Genomic DNA, 15,404 nt, shown 5'->3' on the forward strand with positions numbered 1-15,404 from the left:
GCGGTTTTTTTTTGCCCTCTGTACCATGCCGGGTTTCATGCCCGACTAATAAATTTTTCGTGGCTGCACCATACGCCACCAGTGGCATTCTGCCGCCTCCATCCTCTTAGGAGTCTCTACGCATCAACCGAAATAGATCGTGCCTACTGCGCGGCGCGGAGAGCGTCACAGCATGGCAAAAAAATTCTTTCGCAGACAAAAATCGCACTACACCGCACCCGCCTGCGGTTTTTGGATCATAAAAATTTTTCAGTTTTATTTTTCTACAAACCACCGCGCCGGGCAGTGCCAGCACTAGCGACTTTGCGGAAACCACAAACTGAAAAGATTGAAAGGAATTTCAGTGTTTTTCAATTTTATGGATCAAAAACGATCTAAGTGCTTTTTATAATTAATTGATAATATTGAGTAAATTTATTTTTATGTCAATGGACAGTTCCTAAGTCCAGTAATGTGGCTGTGACCTGCTCCCCGTTGATTAATACACCCCGATGTTAGTAATGTCTTCATAAGCCACATGAGGACATCCCCATGAAGAAGCGTTTTTCCGACGAACAGATCATCAGTATTCTTCGCGAAGCGGAAGCCGGAGTTTCTGCCCGTGAGCTCTGCCGTAAGCACGCCATTTCCGATGCCACTTTCTACACCTGGCGCAAGAAGTTTGGTGGCATGGAAGTTCCTGAGGTGAAGCGGCTTAAATCTCTTGAAGAGGAGAACGCCCGCCTCAAGAAGCTACTTGCCGAAGCCATGCTGGATAAGGAGGCACTTCAGGTGGCTCTGGGGCGAAAGTACTGACGACAGACCAGAAGCGGGAAGCCGTTGAGTTTATGTGTGATGCGACCGGTCTGTCGCAACGTCGTGCCTGCAGGCTTACAGGTTTGTCCCTGTCGACCTGCCGCTACGAGGCTCAGCGTCCGGCAGCTGATGCGCATTTATCAGGGCGCATCACTGAGCTGGCACTGGAGCGCAGGCGTTTTGGCTACCGCCGCATCTGGCAGCTGCTGCGTCGGGAGGGCCTTCACGTCAATCACAAGCGGGTATACCGTATTTACCACCTTAATGGACTGAGCGTAAAACGCAGACGACGCCGTAAAGGGCTGGCAACCGAACGGTTTCCGCTTCTGCGCCCGGATGCGCCGAACCTGACATGGTCGATGGATTTCGTTATGGACGCACTGGCCAACGGTCGGAGGATCAAGTGCCTGACCTGTGTGGATGATTTCACGAAGGAGTGTCTGACAATCACCGCTGCTTTCGGTATTTCAGGCGTTCAGGTCACGCGTATTCTGGACAGCATCGCGCTGTTTAGGGGCTATCCGGCGACAATAAGAACCGATCAGGGCCCGGAATTTGCCTGCCGCGCGCTCGATCAATGGGCCTTTGAGCATGGTGTGGAACTACGGCTTATCCAGCCAGGTAAGCCAACGCAGAACGGATTTATTGAGAGTTTTAACGGACGCTTTCGCGATGAGTGTCTGAATGAACACTGGTTCAGCGATATTCTTCATGCCCGGAAAACGATTAATGACTGGCGGCAGGATTATAACGAGTGCCGTCCCCATTCATCGCTGGATTACCAGACACCAGCTGAATTCGCAACGGACTGGCGAAACAGGAAATATGAAGAAAAACCAACCGACATTACTAACTGAAGGTTGTATCTAATCCTGGGGGCAGGTCAGCTGGAAAAGAAAAACCCGCAAAGCCAATGACAGAGCGGGTCAAAACCAGATGTAACTGGTCTTTTGTTTGGTGTAAACGAAGGGGCAATTCTTGGTCTTGAAGGCAACTCGGAAAATAGTGCTTACAACGACGTTTTTCCACCAGGGGAGAAAATAGAGCACGATATCTTTCCAACAATCTGGCAACCACCTGTAGTAACAAAGAGAATTGCAGCGCAATCTGCACAGTTTCTATATAGCGTCGTTAGTCATGATCGAATGGGAAGCTTAGCTCTAAGCAAGGAGAGTGGTGCGTTCATAGCATTTGGGATAACACCAAGAAAAAAAGACAATTTTTGAAAATGCTTGAGAAAACCTTTGATATTCGCTTACTAACACTTTTTCCAGATTTTGATGGCTTCAGTATGGCCAATAGTGCGAATTTTTCCCGATACAACAATGCTCGATACTAAATCAGGGATATACACTTGCGTTCTTTGCCGCCATTTTGTCGCCACTGACATCTAAGTATCACTCTAACCACCTGATTTCAAAGGTATCTTATTTTAGGCAACAAAAAACCCATCAACCTTGAACCAAAACGGCGGGGTTGATGGGCTCCACAAATTGGGGACATCAAAGAAAAGCAGTGGCACTAGTTATGACTGCCCCCTGATCAAAAAGTTCTGCGCATAACGAAAATTTTTTCTTTATGCGCAAACTTGAGAGTTATCCGAGTCCAGGCCAGATGATAATGATCAGCGTACCTGCCAGCGTCAGCAGTACGTTAGCGATAGCGTAAGTGCCCGCATAGCCCAGCGCCGGGATGTTGCTGCGCGCGGTGTCACTGATAATTTCCATGGCTGGCGCACAGGTACGGGCACCCATCATGGCTCCGAAGAGCAGGGCACGGTTCATGCGCAGCACGTAGGCACCGAACAGGAAACAGATGACAACCGGCACCAGGCTGACGATCAGCCCGGAAACCAACATTTGCCAGCCGACGGCACCCAGACTGTGGCCAATGCCGCTACCCGCGCTTAAGCCGACACCCGCCATAAAGACCATCAGGCCGAACTCTTTCACCATATTCAGCGCGCCCTGCGGAATGTAGCCGAAGGTCGGATGGTTCGCTCGCAGGAAGCCCAGCATGATCCCGGCGAACAGCAAACCGGCGGCGTTACCGATGCCGAAGCTAAAGTTGCTGAACTGGAAGGTGATCATCCCGATCATCAGGCCAACGATAAAGAAGGCGCAAAAGGCCAGCAGGTCGGTGACCTGGCTGTGAATGGAGATAAAGCCGATGCGGTCAGCAACGGTTTTCACGCGGCGGGCGTCGCCGCTGACCTGCAGAACATCACCTTTATTGAGTACGACGTTGTCGTCGATAGGCATCTCAATCTGGCTGCGGATCACGCGGTTGAGGAAGCAACCGTGGTCGGTCAGCTTAAGCTGCGCCAGACGACGGCCGACGGCGTTATGGTTTTTCACCACAATCTCTTCGGTGACGATACGCATGTCGAGCAGATCGCGGTCGAATACCTCTTTGCCGTTACGGAAGCTTGGGTCAAGACGGGCGTGAGCATCCGGGTAACCCACCAGTGCGATATCGTCGCCCATCTGCAGCACCGCATCGCCGTCCGGGTTCGCCAGAATGCCGTTACGTCGAATGCGTTCGATGTAGCAACCGGTCTGGCGGTAAATGCCCAGCTCGCGCAGGTTTTTCCCGTCTGCCCATGCCACAAGTTCTGGCCCGACGCGGTAGGCACGGATCACCGGGAGATAGACTTTACGTTTGGAATCGGTATCCAGGCCGCGCTCGCGGGCGATTTGCTGGGCGCTGGTCTGTAGATCCTGGTGTTGCAGTTTCGGCAGGTAGCGCGCGCCCACAATCAGGCTCACAAGACCGATCAGATAAGTCAGGGCATAGCCCAGGCTCAGGTGGTCGAGGGCGGTAGAGAGTTGTGCTCCAGCCATGCCGGAATGGCGCAGGGTATCACCTGCACCGACAAGCACTGGCGTAGAGGTCATCGAACCTGCCAGCATACCGGCCGTTAACCCGATATCCCAGCCAAACAGTTTACCCAGCCCTAACGCGATCAGCAGTGCACTGCCGACCATGACCAGCGCCAGCATCAGATAATTTTTGCCGTCGCGGAAGAAAATTGAAAAAAAGTTGGGACCCGCTTCCACACCAACACAAAAAATAAACAGCATAAAACCTAAGTTGAGCGCGTCCGTGTTAATGCTGAAATGCTGCTGACCTAATATTAATGATACGACTAAAACGCCAATGGAATTACCAAGTTGAACCGACCCCAGGCGCAATTTACCCAGGCAAAGGCCCAGCGCGAGTACAACAAATAATAACAGGATGTAATTCCCATTTAACAAGTCTGCGACGTTTATATTCACGGAGGCTAACTTCTTGTTTACCAGTAAGTTGTTGAATGAAAGGGCTTTTTGGGCTACTGTTTTCTGGGTCAGGGAAAGGCGTTAACGCTCCCTGTTTCCTGCTTTATTCCCTAAAACATTAGCTGGCGTGTAGTTTAATCGTATTAGCTACTGACAGCTACTGATTATCGCATCACCCTGTGCGTACTTTGGCAAGGATTGCCGCATTGCTTTATCTGACTGGGCGTCTACCCGACGAATGTGTATTTGATAGAGATAAGTCAGGAGGATTGTTTGAACATTAAACGAAACTGGGCGGGGGTGATCAGCTGCTTTTTGCTGTTCACGGTCGTGTGCATGTCGCTTGCTTTTAATGTGAAAGGGGCATTCAGGGCGTCGGGTCATCCGGAGCTGGGTTTACTCTTTTTCACTCTGCCGGGCGCGGCCGCCAGCTTTCTCTCCCGTAAAGGGGAGGTGGTGAAACCGCTATTGGGTGCAATGCTTGCAGCACCGCTGTGTCTGCTGCTGATGCGCTTGCTGTTTGTTCCCGTGAGAAGTTTCTGGCAGGAGCTGGCGTGGTTGCTGAGCGGTGTGTTCTGGTGCGCCCTTGGCGCGTTGTGCTATCTGTTTGTGCGCAGTCTGATACACCGGCGGCACACCAAATAAAAACGCCCTCAAGGTGAGGGCGTTCAGGTATTACTGCTCAGCAAACAGGCCAAGATGCTCTTTGGCGTAAGCTTCAAAATCTGTGCAACCGCCGATGTGTTTCTGATCGAGGAAGATCTGCGGGACGGTTTCAACCGGCTTACCGACGGTTTTTTCCAGATCGGCTTTCGTGATGCCTTCCGCGTGAATATCAACGTAGCGGAAGTTGAAATCATCGCGCTCTGCGGTCAGTTTCTCAGCCAGCTCTTTCGCGCGCACACAGTAAGGGCACCCTGGACGACCAAAAATTACTGCAAACATTTCTCTCTCCTCAAAAAACAAGCCTGACGGCGAATAACATATATAGTGCCCGATAACCTGCCGCCATTAAAGAAGGTTTCGCCTGTCGCTTTGATACAGTCAGGCTATGTTTCGCCAATTACACTGTGACAATCATTGCCTATACTGGCTGCCATGCGAATTAAGCAAGACAAAGAGAGACAAAATGACGCCAACCATAGACCTGCTCACATCCCACCGTTCCATTCGCCATTTTACCGATGAGCCGATTACCGAGGCGCAGCGCGAAGCCATTATTAACAGCGCAAGGGCGACCTCCAGCTCCAGCTTCCTGCAGTGCAGCTCTATTATCCGCATTACCGATCCGGCCATGCGGGAACAACTGGTCACGCTTACGGGCGGACAGAAGCATGTGGCCCAGGCGGCGGAGTTCTGGGTGTTCTGCGCCGACTTTAACCGTCACCTGCAGATCTGCCCTGAGGCCGAGCTGGGGCTGGCAGAACAGCTGCTGCTGGGCGTGGTGGATACCGCGCTGATGGCGCAAAACGCTTTTACGGCGGCGGAATCGCTGGGGTTAGGCGGTGTCTACATCGGCGGCCTGCGTAATAACATCGAAAGCGTCACCGAACTGCTGAAGCTGCCAAAACACGTTCTGCCGCTGTTTGGCCTGTGCCTCGGATGGCCAGCGGATAACCCGGATCTGAAGCCGCGTATTCCTGCCGCCATGCTGGTGCATGAAAATCACTATCAACCTGTCGATCAGGATGTCCTGGCGCAATACGATGAAGAACTGGCGAACTACTATATGACGCGCGGCAGCAATAACCGCCGCGATACCTGGAGTGACCATATTCGTCGCACCATCATTAAAGAAAACCGCCCGTTTATTCTCGATTATCTGCATAAACAGGGCTGGGCGACGCGATAGTCCATTCCTCCTGCGCCTGCCTGCGTATATGATATGCAGGCTTTTTCCATGTCTTTAGAGAGGTGCAGGGTGAAAATTGCCATTTTGTCCCGGGATGGAACGCTCTATTCATGTAAACGTCTGCGAGAAGCGGCGGCGAAACGCGGACATCAGGTTGAGATCCTCGACCCAATGTCCTGCTATATGAACATTGATCCGGCCGCCTCGTCGATTCACTACAAAGGCCGCAAGCTGCCGCATTTTGATGCGGTGATCCCCCGCATCGGCTCCCAGATAACCTATTACGGCACCGCCGCGCTGCGCCAGTTCGAGATGCTGGGCAGCTATCCGCTCAATGAATCCGTCGCCATTTCCCGCGCCCGCGATAAGCTGCGCTCGTTACAGCTGCTCGCCCGGCAGGGGATCGATCTCCCCGTTACGGGGATTGCCCACTCACCGGACGACACCAGCGATCTCATCGATATGGTGGGCGGTGCGCCGCTGGTCATCAAGCTGGTGGAAGGCACGCAGGGCATTGGTGTGGTGCTGGCGGAAACACGCCAGGCGGCAGAAAGCGTCATTGATGCTTTCCGGGGGCTGAATGCCCACATCCTGGTGCAGGAGTACATCGAAGAGGCCAAAGGGCGCGACATTCGTTGCTTCGTGGTGGGGAACGAGGTGGTAGCGGCCATAGAGCGCCAGGCAAAAGAGGGCGACTTCCGCTCCAACCTGCACCGTGGCGGCGTTGCGCGGGTGGCGGATATCAGCGAGCGTGAGCGGGAAATTGCGGTGAAAGCCGCGCAAACGCTGGGGCTGGACGTGGCAGGCGTAGACCTTCTGCGGGCAACGCGTGGACCGCTGGTCATGGAAGTGAATGCCTCGCCGGGGCTGGAAGGTGTGGAAAAAACCACAGGGGTCGATATTGCGGGTAAAATGATCGCATGGATCGAGCGTCATGCGACGCCCGGCTACTGTCTGAAAACGGGCGGTTAAATGGAATTGAACCCACTTTTTGCGTAATCTATGCGAAGTTTTTATTAAAGAGGCTGCACAGCGATGGATTTACAGGTCGTTCCAACACTGGATACGTTACGTCAATGGCTTGATGATGCCGGAATTACGTTCTTCGAATGCGATTCCTGCCAGGCGCTGCATCTGCCTCATATGCAGAATTTCGATGGCATTTTTGATGCCAAAATCGATCTCATTAACGACGTGATCCTTTTCTCCGCGCTGGCCGAAGTGAAGCCGTCTGCGCTGCTGGCGCTGGCCTCCGACCTGTCAGCGATCAACGCCAGTTCTTTGACGGTGAAAGCATTTCTCGACATACAGGATGATAATCTGCCAAAACTGGTCGTTTGCCAGTCTTTATTCTCCGGTGCCGGGCTGTCGTTCAAGCAGTTCTCCTGGTTTATGCGCTTGAGTGAAGAGCAAATTTCGATGGTCATGATGGAAGCCAACGCGCATCATCTGCTGTATAGCGCGGAAGATGATGCAGAGAATAATGATGCATCTCCCAATTTTCTTCACTAAGCCTGTCTGACTTTTGCGCAGTCGCTGCCATAGCGGCTGCAGAAGACCATTTTTTCTGCTGCTTTTAACCTTTCTTTAAAGAATTATTCACCTCCCGGAAGGCTGTTTCGGCTTATCACGTAGACATAACCTGCATAAAAAATTGATAAAAGGCGTTTTTTCGTCTGGGCTATAGCCGGAGACACGGGCTACAGTTATTCTTGCGATGCTTAAAAAAGCGAGCGGATACTGCCGGGTAAAGAGGTTTCTTTTTATTTCGCGCAGAGCGACAAACTATGCATGATTATTGCATATCTTCAGATTGCACAGTTTTAGTTCGTTTGTTAACGAGCTTTCAGAAGGAATAAAGATATGATCGCCTTGAATAAAAAATGGTTATCGGGTCTGGTTGCGGGTGCTCTGATGGCCGTCTCTGCCGGCACGCTCGCTGCGGAACAAAAAACGCTGCACGTTTACAACTGGTCTGATTATATTGCGCCGGACACGGTCGCCAATTTTGAAAAAGAGACCGGCATTAAAGTGGTCTACGACGTTTTCGATTCCAACGAAGTGCTGGAAGGAAAATTGATGGCGGGCAGTACCGGGTTTGATCTCGTGGTGCCTTCCGCAAGCTTCCTGGAGCGACAACTTACCGCAGGCGTTTTCCAGCCGCTGGATAAGAGCAAGTTACCAAACTGGAAAAACCTTGACCCGGACGTGCTTAAGCTGGTTGCGAAGCACGACCCTGATAATAAATACGCCATGCCTTATCTGTGGGCGACTACCGGTATCGGCTACAACGTCGATAAAGTCAAAGCGGTGCTGGGGCCGGACGTCAAGCTGGACAGCTGGGACGTGGTGCTGAAGCCGGAAAACCTTGAGAAGCTGAAAAGCTGCGGCGTCTCCTTCCTCGATGCGCCGGAAGAGATTTTCGCCACCGTGCTGAACTATCTGGGCAAAGATCCGAATAGCAACAAGGCTGACGACTACACCGGCCCGGCGACCGACCTGCTCCTGAAGCTGCGTCCAAACATTCGCTACTTCCACTCGTCCCAGTACATCAACGACCTGGCAAACGGCGACATCTGCGTCGCGATTGGCTGGGCGGGCGATGTGTGGCAGGCGGCGAACCGCGCGAAAGAAGCGAAAAACGGCGTGAACGTTTCCTATTTCATTCCGAAAGAGGGGGCGCTGGCGTTCTTTGACGTCTTCGCGATGCCTGCAGATGCGAAAAACAAAGATGAAGCCTATCAGTTCCTCAATTACCTGATGCGTCCTGACGTCATCGCCCATATCAGTGACCACGTCTACTACGCGAACGGTAACAAGGCTTCCGTGCCGCTGGTCAGTGAAGAGATCCGCAATAACCCGGCTATCTATCCGCCTGCGGATGTGTTCGCCAAGCTGTTTACCCTGAAAGTTCAGGATCCAAAAATTGACCGCGTACGTACCCGTGCGTGGACCAAGGTGAAAAGCGGTAAGTAATTACCCGTGAGTTGTAGGCCGGGCAAGCACAGCGCCCCCGGCAACAGGCGCACCGTTATGGTGCGCCTGCACCATGATTTGATTTCTGCCGGAGAGCACCCCGTGAATGACGCGATCCCCCGCCCGCAGGCGAAAGTCCGTAAAGCGCTGACCCCGCTTCTTGAAATTCGTAACCTCACCAAATCTTTCGATGGCCAGCATGCCGTGGACGACGTCAATTTGACGATCTACAAAGGTGAAATTTTTGCCCTCCTGGGAGCATCAGGCTGCGGTAAGTCGACCCTGCTGCGTATGCTGGCCGGTTTTGAACAGCCCACTGCCGGGCAGATTGTGCTGGATGGCGTGGATCTCTCCAGCGTGCCGCCGTATCAGCGCCCGATTAACATGATGTTCCAGTCCTACGCGCTGTTTCCGCACATGACGGTGGAGCAGAACATCGCCTTTGGTCTGAAGCAGGACAAACTGCCGAAAGCCGAAATTACCGCTCGTGTGGCCGAGATGCTGAGCCTGGTTCACATGCAGGAGTTCGCGAAGCGTAAACCGCACCAGCTCTCTGGCGGTCAGCGTCAGCGTGTCGCCCTGGCCCGCAGTCTGGCAAAACGTCCAAAACTGTTGCTGCTCGACGAGCCGATGGGGGCGCTGGATAAAAAACTGCGCGACCGTATGCAGCTCGAAGTGGTGGATATCCTCGAACGTGTGGGGGTGACCTGCGTGATGGTGACCCACGACCAGGAAGAGGCAATGACCATGGCCGGGCGTATCGCCATCATGAACCGTGGGAAGTTCGTGCAGATTGGCGAACCGGAAGAGATTTATGAGCACCCGACTACCCGCTACAGCGCGGAGTTCATTGGCTCGGTCAACGTCTTCGAAGGGCTGCTGAAAGACCGCCAGGAAGATGGCCTGGTCATTGAGTCACCGGGGCTGCAACACCCGCTTAAGGTCGATCCGGATAACTCGGTGGTGGATAACGTGCCGGTTTACGTCGCGCTGCGCCCGGAGAAAATCATGCTCTGTGAGGATCCGCCTGCGGATGGCTATAACTTTGCCGTCGGTGAAGTGGTGCATATTGCTTACCTTGGCGATCTTTCCATCTACCATGTGCGTCTGAAAAGCGGACAGATGCTCAGCGCTCAGTTGCAGAACGAACATCGCTATCGCAAGGGGCAGCCGACCTGGGGTGACGAAGTGCGCCTGTGCTGGGATGCTGACAGTTGCGTTGTGCTGACGGTATAAGGAGCGGCCCATGAGTACACTAGAACCTCCAGCCCGCGCAGAAAAAACGGGTGGTTTTGCGAACTGGCTGGCGCGTATGCAGATGAACCACGGTCGCAAGCTGGTGATCGCCATGCCATACGTGTGGCTGATCCTGCTGTTCCTGCTGCCGTTCCTGATTGTTTTCAAGATAAGCCTCGCAGAAATGGCGCGGGCGATCCCGCCTTATACCAACCTGCTGGACTGGGCCGACGGGCAGCTCACGCTGACGCTTAATCTCGGCAACTTCCTGCAGCTGACGGACGATCCGCTCTATTTCGAAGCGTATTTACAGTCGTTACAGGTGGCGGCGATTTCGACGATCTGCTGTCTGGTGATGGGCTACCCGCTGGCCTGGGCCGTGGCGCACAGTAAGCCGTCGACGCGTAACATTTTGCTGTTGCTGGTGATCCTGCCGTCGTGGACCTCGTTCCTGATCCGCGTTTACGCCTGGATGGGGATCCTGAAAAACAACGGTGTACTGAATAACTTCCTGATGTGGCTCGGAGTTATCGATCAGCCGCTGACGATCCTGCACACCAACCTCGCGGTCTACATAGGCATTGTTTACGCCTATCTGCCGTTTATGGTGCTGCCGATTTATACGGCGCTGACGCGTATTGATTACTCGCTGGTGGAAGCGTCGCTTGATCTCGGCGCGCGCCCGTTGAAGACCTTCTTCAGTGTGATCGTCCCGCTGACTAAAGGCGGGATTATTGCCGGGTCGATGCTGGTCTTTATTCCGGCGGTGGGGGAGTTTGTGATCCCGGAACTGCTCGGCGGCCCGGACAGCATCATGATTGGTCGCGTGTTGTGGCAAGAGTTCTTTAATAACCGCGACTGGCCGGTGGCGTCCGCGGTGGCAATAGTGATGTTACTCCTGCTGATCGTGCCGATCATGTGGTTCCACAAGCATCAGCAGAAACAGATGGGAGACCACGGATGAACAACTTACCGGTAGTGCGCTCCCCGTGGCGAATTGCGATCCTGGTGATTGGCTTTACCTTCCTGTATGCGCCGATGCTGATGCTGGTGATCTACTCCTTCAACAGCTCAAAACTGGTGACGGTCTGGGCTGGCTGGTCGACGCGCTGGTACAGCGAGTTGTTCCACGATGATGCGATGATGAGCGCGGTGGGGCTGAGCCTGACGATTGCTGCGCTGGCCGCAACCATGGCGTCGGTGCTGGGGACCATCGCTGCACTGGTGATGGTGCGCTTCGGGCGTTTTCGCGGTTCGAACGGCTTTGCTTTTATGATCACCGCCCCGCTGGTTATGCCGGACGTGATCACCGGTCTGGCGTTGCTGCTGCTGTTCGTGGCGCTGGCGCATGCCATCGGCTGGCCAGCGGATCGCGGGATGCTCACCATCTGGCTGGCACACGTCACTTTCTGTACCGCATACGTGGCGGTAGTGATCTCCTCGCGTCTGCGCGAGCTGGATCGCTCCATTGAAGAGGCGGCGATGGATCTTGGTGCGACGCCGCTGAAGGTCTTTTTCATCATCACCCTGCCGATGATTATGCCAGCGGTGATCTCGGGCTGGCTGCTGGCGTTTACCCTGTCGCTCGACGATCTGGTTATCGCCAGCTTTGTTTCTGGCCCGGGGGCGACGACGCTGCCGATGCTGGTCTTCTCCAGCGTGCGCATGGGGGTGAACCCGGAAATCAACGCCCTGGCCTCGATTATTCTTGGCGTGGTCGGAATTGTCGGATTTATCGCCTGGTATTTGATGGCGCGCGCGGAAAAACAGCGTGTGCGTGATATCCAGCGTGCAAGACGCGGCTGAAGGATTTAAAATTTCCAGTGATGTGCCGCGTACGACGCGGCACTGTTTTTCAGGGAAGTAAAACATTGGGATTATTAAAGAAATCACGTCTTACGCACGCTCGTCCAAACGTTCCTGCGCTGGTTCAGGTGGCGGCGCTCGCCATTATTATGATCCGCTGCCTGGATGTGCTGATGATTCTCAACACCCTGGGCGCGCGCGGCATTGGTGAATTTATTCACCGCAGCGTGCAGACGTGGAATCTGACGCTGGTCTTTCTGAGCAGCCTGGTGCTGGTGTTTATCGAGATCTACTGTGCCTTTTCGCTGGTGAAAGGGCGCAACTGGGCGCGCTGGGTCTATCTTCTGACGCAAATTACCGCCGCCAGCTATCTGTGGGCCGCCTCGCTGGGATATGGCTACCCGGAGCTGTTCAGCATTGCCGGTGAATCCAAACGCGAAATCCTGCGTGCGCTGTTTATGCAAAAACTGCCGGACATACTGGTTCTGTTCCTGCTGTTTGTTCCGGCTTCCAGTCGGCGGTTCTTCCGCCTGCAATAATGTGTATAATCGCAGCCCTCGTGATTTTTAAGGTTTTCATATGCAGTGCGCACTCTATGACACCGGTCGCTGCCGCTCCTGTCAGTGGATAGAACAGCCGGTCTCTCAACAACTCACCGCCAAAATGGCCGACCTGCAACAGCTGCTGGCAGCACACGCGGTGGACGAGTGGTGCGCACCCGTCAGCGGCCCGGAGCAGGGCTTTCGCAACAAAGCCAAAATGGTGGTCAGCGGCAGCGTAGAAAAACCGCTGTTGGGGATGCTGCACCGCGACGGCACGCCGGAAGATTTAACTGACTGCCCGCTTTACCCCGCCTCATTTGAGCCCGTCTTTGCGGCACTCAAACCGTTTATTGCGCGGGCCGGGTTAACGCCTTACAACGTCGCCCGCAAGCGCGGCGAGCTGAAATACCTTCTGCTGACGGAAAGCCAGATTGACGGCGGCATGATGCTGCGTTTCGTGCTGCGTTCCGAAACCAAGCTGGAACAGCTTCGCGCGGCGCTGCCGTGGTTGCAGGAACAGCTTGTGCAGCTTAAGGTCATTACGGCAAATATTCAGCCGGTGCATATGGCGATCATGGAAGGGGAAAAAGAGGTCTTCTTCACCGAACAACACGCGCTGGCGGAGAATTTCAACGGTGTGCCGCTGTGGATCCGCCCGCAAAGCTTCTTCCAGACCAACCCGACTGTCGCCAGTGCGCTGTACGCCACCGCGCGCGACTGGGTTCGGGCGTTAAACATCCATCATATGTGGGATCTGTTCTGTGGCGTGGGGGGATTTGGCCTGCACTGCGCCACGCCTGAGATGCAGCTTACCGGGATTGAGATCTCTGCTGAGGCGATTGCCTGCGCCAGACAGTCCGCCGCTGAGCTGGGGTTAACGAATCTGCACTTCCAGGCGTTGGACTCTACGCAATTCGCGACCGGGCAGGGTAATGTGCCAGAGCTGGTACTGGTAAACCCGCCGCGCCGTGGCATCGGACAAGCGCTATGCGACTACCTGAACCAGATGGCACCGGATTACATCGTCTATTCAAGCTGCAACGCGCAGACGATGGCGAAAGATATTGCGCATTTGCCGGGTTACCGCATTGAGCGCGTTCAGCTTTTCGATATGTTCCCGCACACTGCGCACTATGAAGTGTTGACGCTACTCGTTAAGCAATAAGCAAAGCAGCCGGAGGGAGGTTGCCTCCGGCTGCGATGAGACTTACTGGCTCATGGCGTCTTTTTTACCCATCTCATCCTTTTTCATGTTGTCCATTTTGCCCATTTTGTCTTTCCCCATGTGATCCTTCTTCATGGCGTCTTTGCACATGTCGCCCTTACACATTTTATCGTGTGGCTGGGACATGTTGTCTTTTGCCATCGTCTCTTTGCTCATGGAGTCTGCCGCCTGCACATTTGCCATAAACAGAGCTGAGAGCACGGTTGCTGCAATGATCATTTTTTTCATGGTATTCCTCGTCGTTTACGTTGTTGTATTAACTGCCACCAAACCAGTTGTAACCCTGGTCTTCCCAGTAACCGCCGGGGAAGCGATTGGTGATTTCAATGACCTGAATATGCTTTGGGTTTTTGTATCCCAGCTTGGTCGGAATTCGGAGTTTCATGGGATAACCGTACTCAGGAGGGAGGATTTGGTTATCCCAGGTCAGGGCGAGCAGCGTTTGCGGGTGCAACGCGGTCGCCATATCAATGCTGGTGTAGTAATCATCCGCACAGCGGAAGCTGATGTATTTGGCGCGGGTGTCGGCACCGATCGCCTGCAGAAAATGGCGGAAGGGGATTCCACCCCAACGGCCAATGGCGCTCCATCCTTCCACGCAAATATGGCGCGTGATCTGGTTTACCTGCTGCATACGATACAACTCAGGCAGGGACCAGCTGCGGGTGTCTCGCACCAGGCCGCGAATGGCGAGTTGATAATCCCGGCCGTCGACCTGCGGAATTTGGTCGCGATCGTAAAAGGCGTTAAACGGGAAAGGCCGGGTGATGTCGCTTTCGGTATATTCAGGTGCCAGATGACGGTCGCTGAACAGGAAACCCTGGACACGATCGTTAAAGCGCGACATTCGTGAAAGTGCAGTTTCAACACTGGCGTTGTCGCTCAGGTCACAGCCTGTAAGCAGCATAATCCCGCCTAACGTCAGCCCCTGTTTAAGAAAGTGACGTCGCTGTGCGTTTACGGATTTTTCGGCGTCCTTGACCAGATATTCCGCGTCGCGGGAAGAGAGAAAGGTTGGTTTTTTCATGAGATACCCTTAGCGACCGCGCAGCATTGCCAGTAATGTTTTAGGAACGAGCAGCACCATAAGCAGGTGGATCACGACAAACGCGACAATGAAGGACATACAAAAGAAGTGGATGTAACGTGCGGTGTCATAGCCTCCCAACAGTTCACGTAAAAGCGGAAACTGAACGGATTTCCAGATAACCAGCCCGGAAAGCACAAGCATTACGCCGGTTAATATGGCCAGCAAGTAGGCCAGTTTTTGCACCATGTTGTAGTGGCTGAGATCGGCATGCTGCAGTTTTCCCCGCAGGGCCAGCGCCATATCCTTGAGCAACCCCTTAACAGACAAAGGGAAAAAGGTGCGTGCAAAGCGCCCGGTGACAATACCCAACGTGCAGTAGATCAGGCCGTTAATACCTAAAACCCACATCATGGCGAAGTGCCACTGAAGCGCGCCGCCCAGCCAGCCTCCCAGCGTGAAAGAGGGCGGAAATGTGAATGGGAACAACGGCGAGGCGTTATAAATTCGCCATCCGCTGAATACCATGCCAGCCATGGCGAGGGCATTAACCCAGTGACACACCCTGACCCAAAGGGGATGAATAACAGCTGTTGGCAGAGACATGGTGACCTCGTTATTCCATTGCGTGGTCAAATCCTAAGATAAATTCGGTCACCACATC

Annotated in this window: 16 protein-coding genes; 11 read left to right on the forward strand and 5 right to left on the reverse strand. The window is 53.9% G+C overall.

The window, feature by feature from the left end; translation table 11 throughout:
- The first annotated feature begins 531 nt into the window (after window positions 1-531).
- Window positions 532-1,652, forward strand: a protein-coding gene (locus tag ACJ9Y9_RS07345; protein ID WP_134708787.1) for an IS3 family transposase whose coding sequence is annotated in 2 segments (ribosomal slippage) — window positions 532-790 and window positions 790-1,652 — 1,122 coding nt in all. Because the reading frame shifts where the segments join, the coding sequence is not laid out codon by codon here.
- 738 nt (window positions 1,653-2,390) lie between these two features.
- Here ACJ9Y9_RS07345 and ACJ9Y9_RS07350 read toward each other — a convergent pair.
- On the reverse strand, window positions 2,391-4,076 hold the full coding sequence (locus ACJ9Y9_RS07350) for an aspartate:alanine antiporter (RefSeq protein WP_028019315.1): 1,686 nt from the start codon (window positions 4,074-4,076) through the stop codon (window positions 2,391-2,393).
- A gap of 273 nt (window positions 4,077-4,349) precedes the next feature.
- Here ACJ9Y9_RS07350 and ACJ9Y9_RS07355 point away from each other — a divergent pair, with 273 nt between their 5' ends.
- A complete protein-coding gene (locus ACJ9Y9_RS07355) occupies window positions 4,350-4,721 on the forward strand; it encodes an inner membrane protein YbjM (protein WP_028019314.1) in 372 nt (123 codons plus the stop codon).
- A 30-nt stretch (window positions 4,722-4,751) separates the two neighbouring features.
- Here ACJ9Y9_RS07355 and ACJ9Y9_RS07360 read toward each other — a convergent pair whose 3' ends face one another.
- On the reverse strand, window positions 4,752-5,021 hold the full coding sequence (locus tag ACJ9Y9_RS07360; RefSeq protein WP_014883149.1) for a GrxA family glutaredoxin: 270 nt from the start codon (window positions 5,019-5,021) through the stop codon (window positions 4,752-4,754).
- 184 nt (window positions 5,022-5,205) lie between these two features.
- Here ACJ9Y9_RS07360 and nfsA point away from each other — a divergent pair, with 184 nt between their 5' ends.
- The 9 genes from nfsA (at window position 5,206) to rlmC (ending at window position 13,653) form a co-directional block, all read left to right on the forward strand.
- Window positions 5,206-5,928, forward strand: a complete 723-nt coding sequence (gene nfsA / locus ACJ9Y9_RS07365; RefSeq protein ID WP_028019313.1) for a nitroreductase NfsA — start codon at window positions 5,206-5,208, stop codon at window positions 5,926-5,928.
- Between the two features lie 69 nt (window positions 5,929-5,997).
- Window positions 5,998-6,900: a 30S ribosomal protein S6--L-glutamate ligase gene (gene rimK / locus ACJ9Y9_RS07370; protein ID WP_028019312.1), complete on the forward strand. Its 903-nt coding sequence runs from the start codon at window positions 5,998-6,000 to the stop codon at window positions 6,898-6,900.
- Window positions 6,901-6,963: 63 nt separating this feature from the next.
- On the forward strand, window positions 6,964-7,440 hold the full coding sequence (locus ACJ9Y9_RS07375) for a YbjN domain-containing protein (RefSeq protein WP_014169308.1): 477 nt from the start codon (window positions 6,964-6,966) through the stop codon (window positions 7,438-7,440).
- Window positions 7,441-7,791: 351 nt separating this feature from the next.
- Window positions 7,792-8,904: a spermidine/putrescine ABC transporter substrate-binding protein PotF gene (potF, locus tag ACJ9Y9_RS07380; RefSeq protein ID WP_028019311.1), complete on the forward strand. Its 1,113-nt coding sequence runs from the start codon at window positions 7,792-7,794 to the stop codon at window positions 8,902-8,904.
- Window positions 8,905-9,006: 102 nt separating this feature from the next.
- The gene (gene potG, locus ACJ9Y9_RS07385; RefSeq protein ID WP_050482952.1) at window positions 9,007-10,140 is read left to right on the forward strand and encodes a putrescine ABC transporter ATP-binding subunit PotG; all 1,134 of its coding nucleotides are present in this window, start codon (window positions 9,007-9,009) and stop codon (window positions 10,138-10,140) included.
- 10 nt (window positions 10,141-10,150) lie between these two features.
- Window positions 10,151-11,104: a putrescine ABC transporter permease PotH gene (gene potH, locus ACJ9Y9_RS07390; protein WP_028019309.1), complete on the forward strand. Its 954-nt coding sequence runs from the start codon at window positions 10,151-10,153 to the stop codon at window positions 11,102-11,104.
- The gene (gene potI, locus ACJ9Y9_RS07395; protein WP_023310934.1) at window positions 11,101-11,946 is read left to right on the forward strand and encodes a putrescine ABC transporter permease PotI; all 846 of its coding nucleotides are present in this window, start codon (window positions 11,101-11,103) and stop codon (window positions 11,944-11,946) included. Before potH ends, potI begins: the two co-directional genes overlap by 4 nt.
- Window positions 11,947-11,966: 20 nt before the next feature.
- On the forward strand, window positions 11,967-12,485 hold the full coding sequence (locus tag ACJ9Y9_RS07400; protein ID WP_050482950.1) for a YbjO family protein: 519 nt from the start codon (window positions 11,967-11,969) through the stop codon (window positions 12,483-12,485).
- Window positions 12,486-12,525: 40 nt separating this feature from the next.
- The gene (gene rlmC / locus ACJ9Y9_RS07405) at window positions 12,526-13,653 is read left to right on the forward strand and encodes a 23S rRNA (uracil(747)-C(5))-methyltransferase RlmC (protein WP_028019307.1); all 1,128 of its coding nucleotides are present in this window, start codon (window positions 12,526-12,528) and stop codon (window positions 13,651-13,653) included.
- 42 nt (window positions 13,654-13,695) lie between these two features.
- Here the strand turns inward: rlmC and ACJ9Y9_RS07410 are convergent, their stop codons facing one another.
- From ACJ9Y9_RS07410 to ACJ9Y9_RS07420, 3 genes are read right to left on the reverse strand one after another with little or no spacing between them, the layout of a single operon-like run.
- On the reverse strand, window positions 13,696-13,941 hold the full coding sequence (locus ACJ9Y9_RS07410; RefSeq protein WP_028019306.1) for a pentapeptide MXKDX repeat protein: 246 nt from the start codon (window positions 13,939-13,941) through the stop codon (window positions 13,696-13,698).
- 28 nt (window positions 13,942-13,969) lie between these two features.
- The gene (locus ACJ9Y9_RS07415) at window positions 13,970-14,740 is read right to left on the reverse strand and encodes a molybdopterin-dependent oxidoreductase (RefSeq protein ID WP_028019305.1); all 771 of its coding nucleotides are present in this window, start codon (window positions 14,738-14,740) and stop codon (window positions 13,970-13,972) included.
- A 9-nt stretch (window positions 14,741-14,749) separates the two neighbouring features.
- Entirely contained in the window at window positions 14,750-15,346 is a 597-nt protein-coding gene (locus ACJ9Y9_RS07420; protein ID WP_028019304.1) for a cytochrome b/b6 domain-containing protein, read from the reverse strand.
- Window positions 15,347-15,404: the final 58 nt, after the last annotated feature.

The organism is Enterobacter sp. CPE_E1241, from assembly GCF_045618265.1.
Classification (GTDB): domain Bacteria; phylum Pseudomonadota; class Gammaproteobacteria; order Enterobacterales; family Enterobacteriaceae; genus Enterobacter; species Enterobacter adelaidei.

Excerpts from the sequence above, each read along its gene's own strand:
- ACJ9Y9_RS07360 (WP_014883149.1), bottom strand. The coding sequence starts at position 5,021 with ATGTTTGCAGTAATTTTTGGTCGTCCAGGGTGCCCTTACTGTGTGCGC.
- nfsA (WP_028019313.1), top strand. The coding sequence starts at position 5,206 with ATGACGCCAACCATAGACCTGCTCACATCCCACCGTTCCATTCGCCAT.
- ACJ9Y9_RS07375 (WP_014169308.1), top strand. The coding sequence starts at position 6,964 with ATGGATTTACAGGTCGTTCCAACACTGGATACGTTACGTCAATGGCTT.
- potF (WP_028019311.1), top strand. The coding sequence starts at position 7,792 with ATGATCGCCTTGAATAAAAAATGGTTATCGGGTCTGGTTGCGGGTGCT.
- potH (WP_028019309.1), top strand. The coding sequence starts at position 10,151 with ATGAGTACACTAGAACCTCCAGCCCGCGCAGAAAAAACGGGTGGTTTT.
- potI (WP_023310934.1), top strand. The coding sequence starts at position 11,101 with ATGAACAACTTACCGGTAGTGCGCTCCCCGTGGCGAATTGCGATCCTG.
- ACJ9Y9_RS07400 (WP_050482950.1), top strand. The coding sequence starts at position 11,967 with ATGTGCCGCGTACGACGCGGCACTGTTTTTCAGGGAAGTAAAACATTG.
- rlmC (WP_028019307.1), top strand. The coding sequence starts at position 12,526 with ATGCAGTGCGCACTCTATGACACCGGTCGCTGCCGCTCCTGTCAGTGG.
- ACJ9Y9_RS07410 (WP_028019306.1), bottom strand. The coding sequence starts at position 13,941 with ATGAAAAAAATGATCATTGCAGCAACCGTGCTCTCAGCTCTGTTTATG.
- ACJ9Y9_RS07415 (WP_028019305.1), bottom strand. The coding sequence starts at position 14,740 with ATGAAAAAACCAACCTTTCTCTCTTCCCGCGACGCGGAATATCTGGTC.
- ACJ9Y9_RS07420 (WP_028019304.1), bottom strand. The coding sequence starts at position 15,346 with ATGTCTCTGCCAACAGCTGTTATTCATCCCCTTTGGGTCAGGGTGTGT.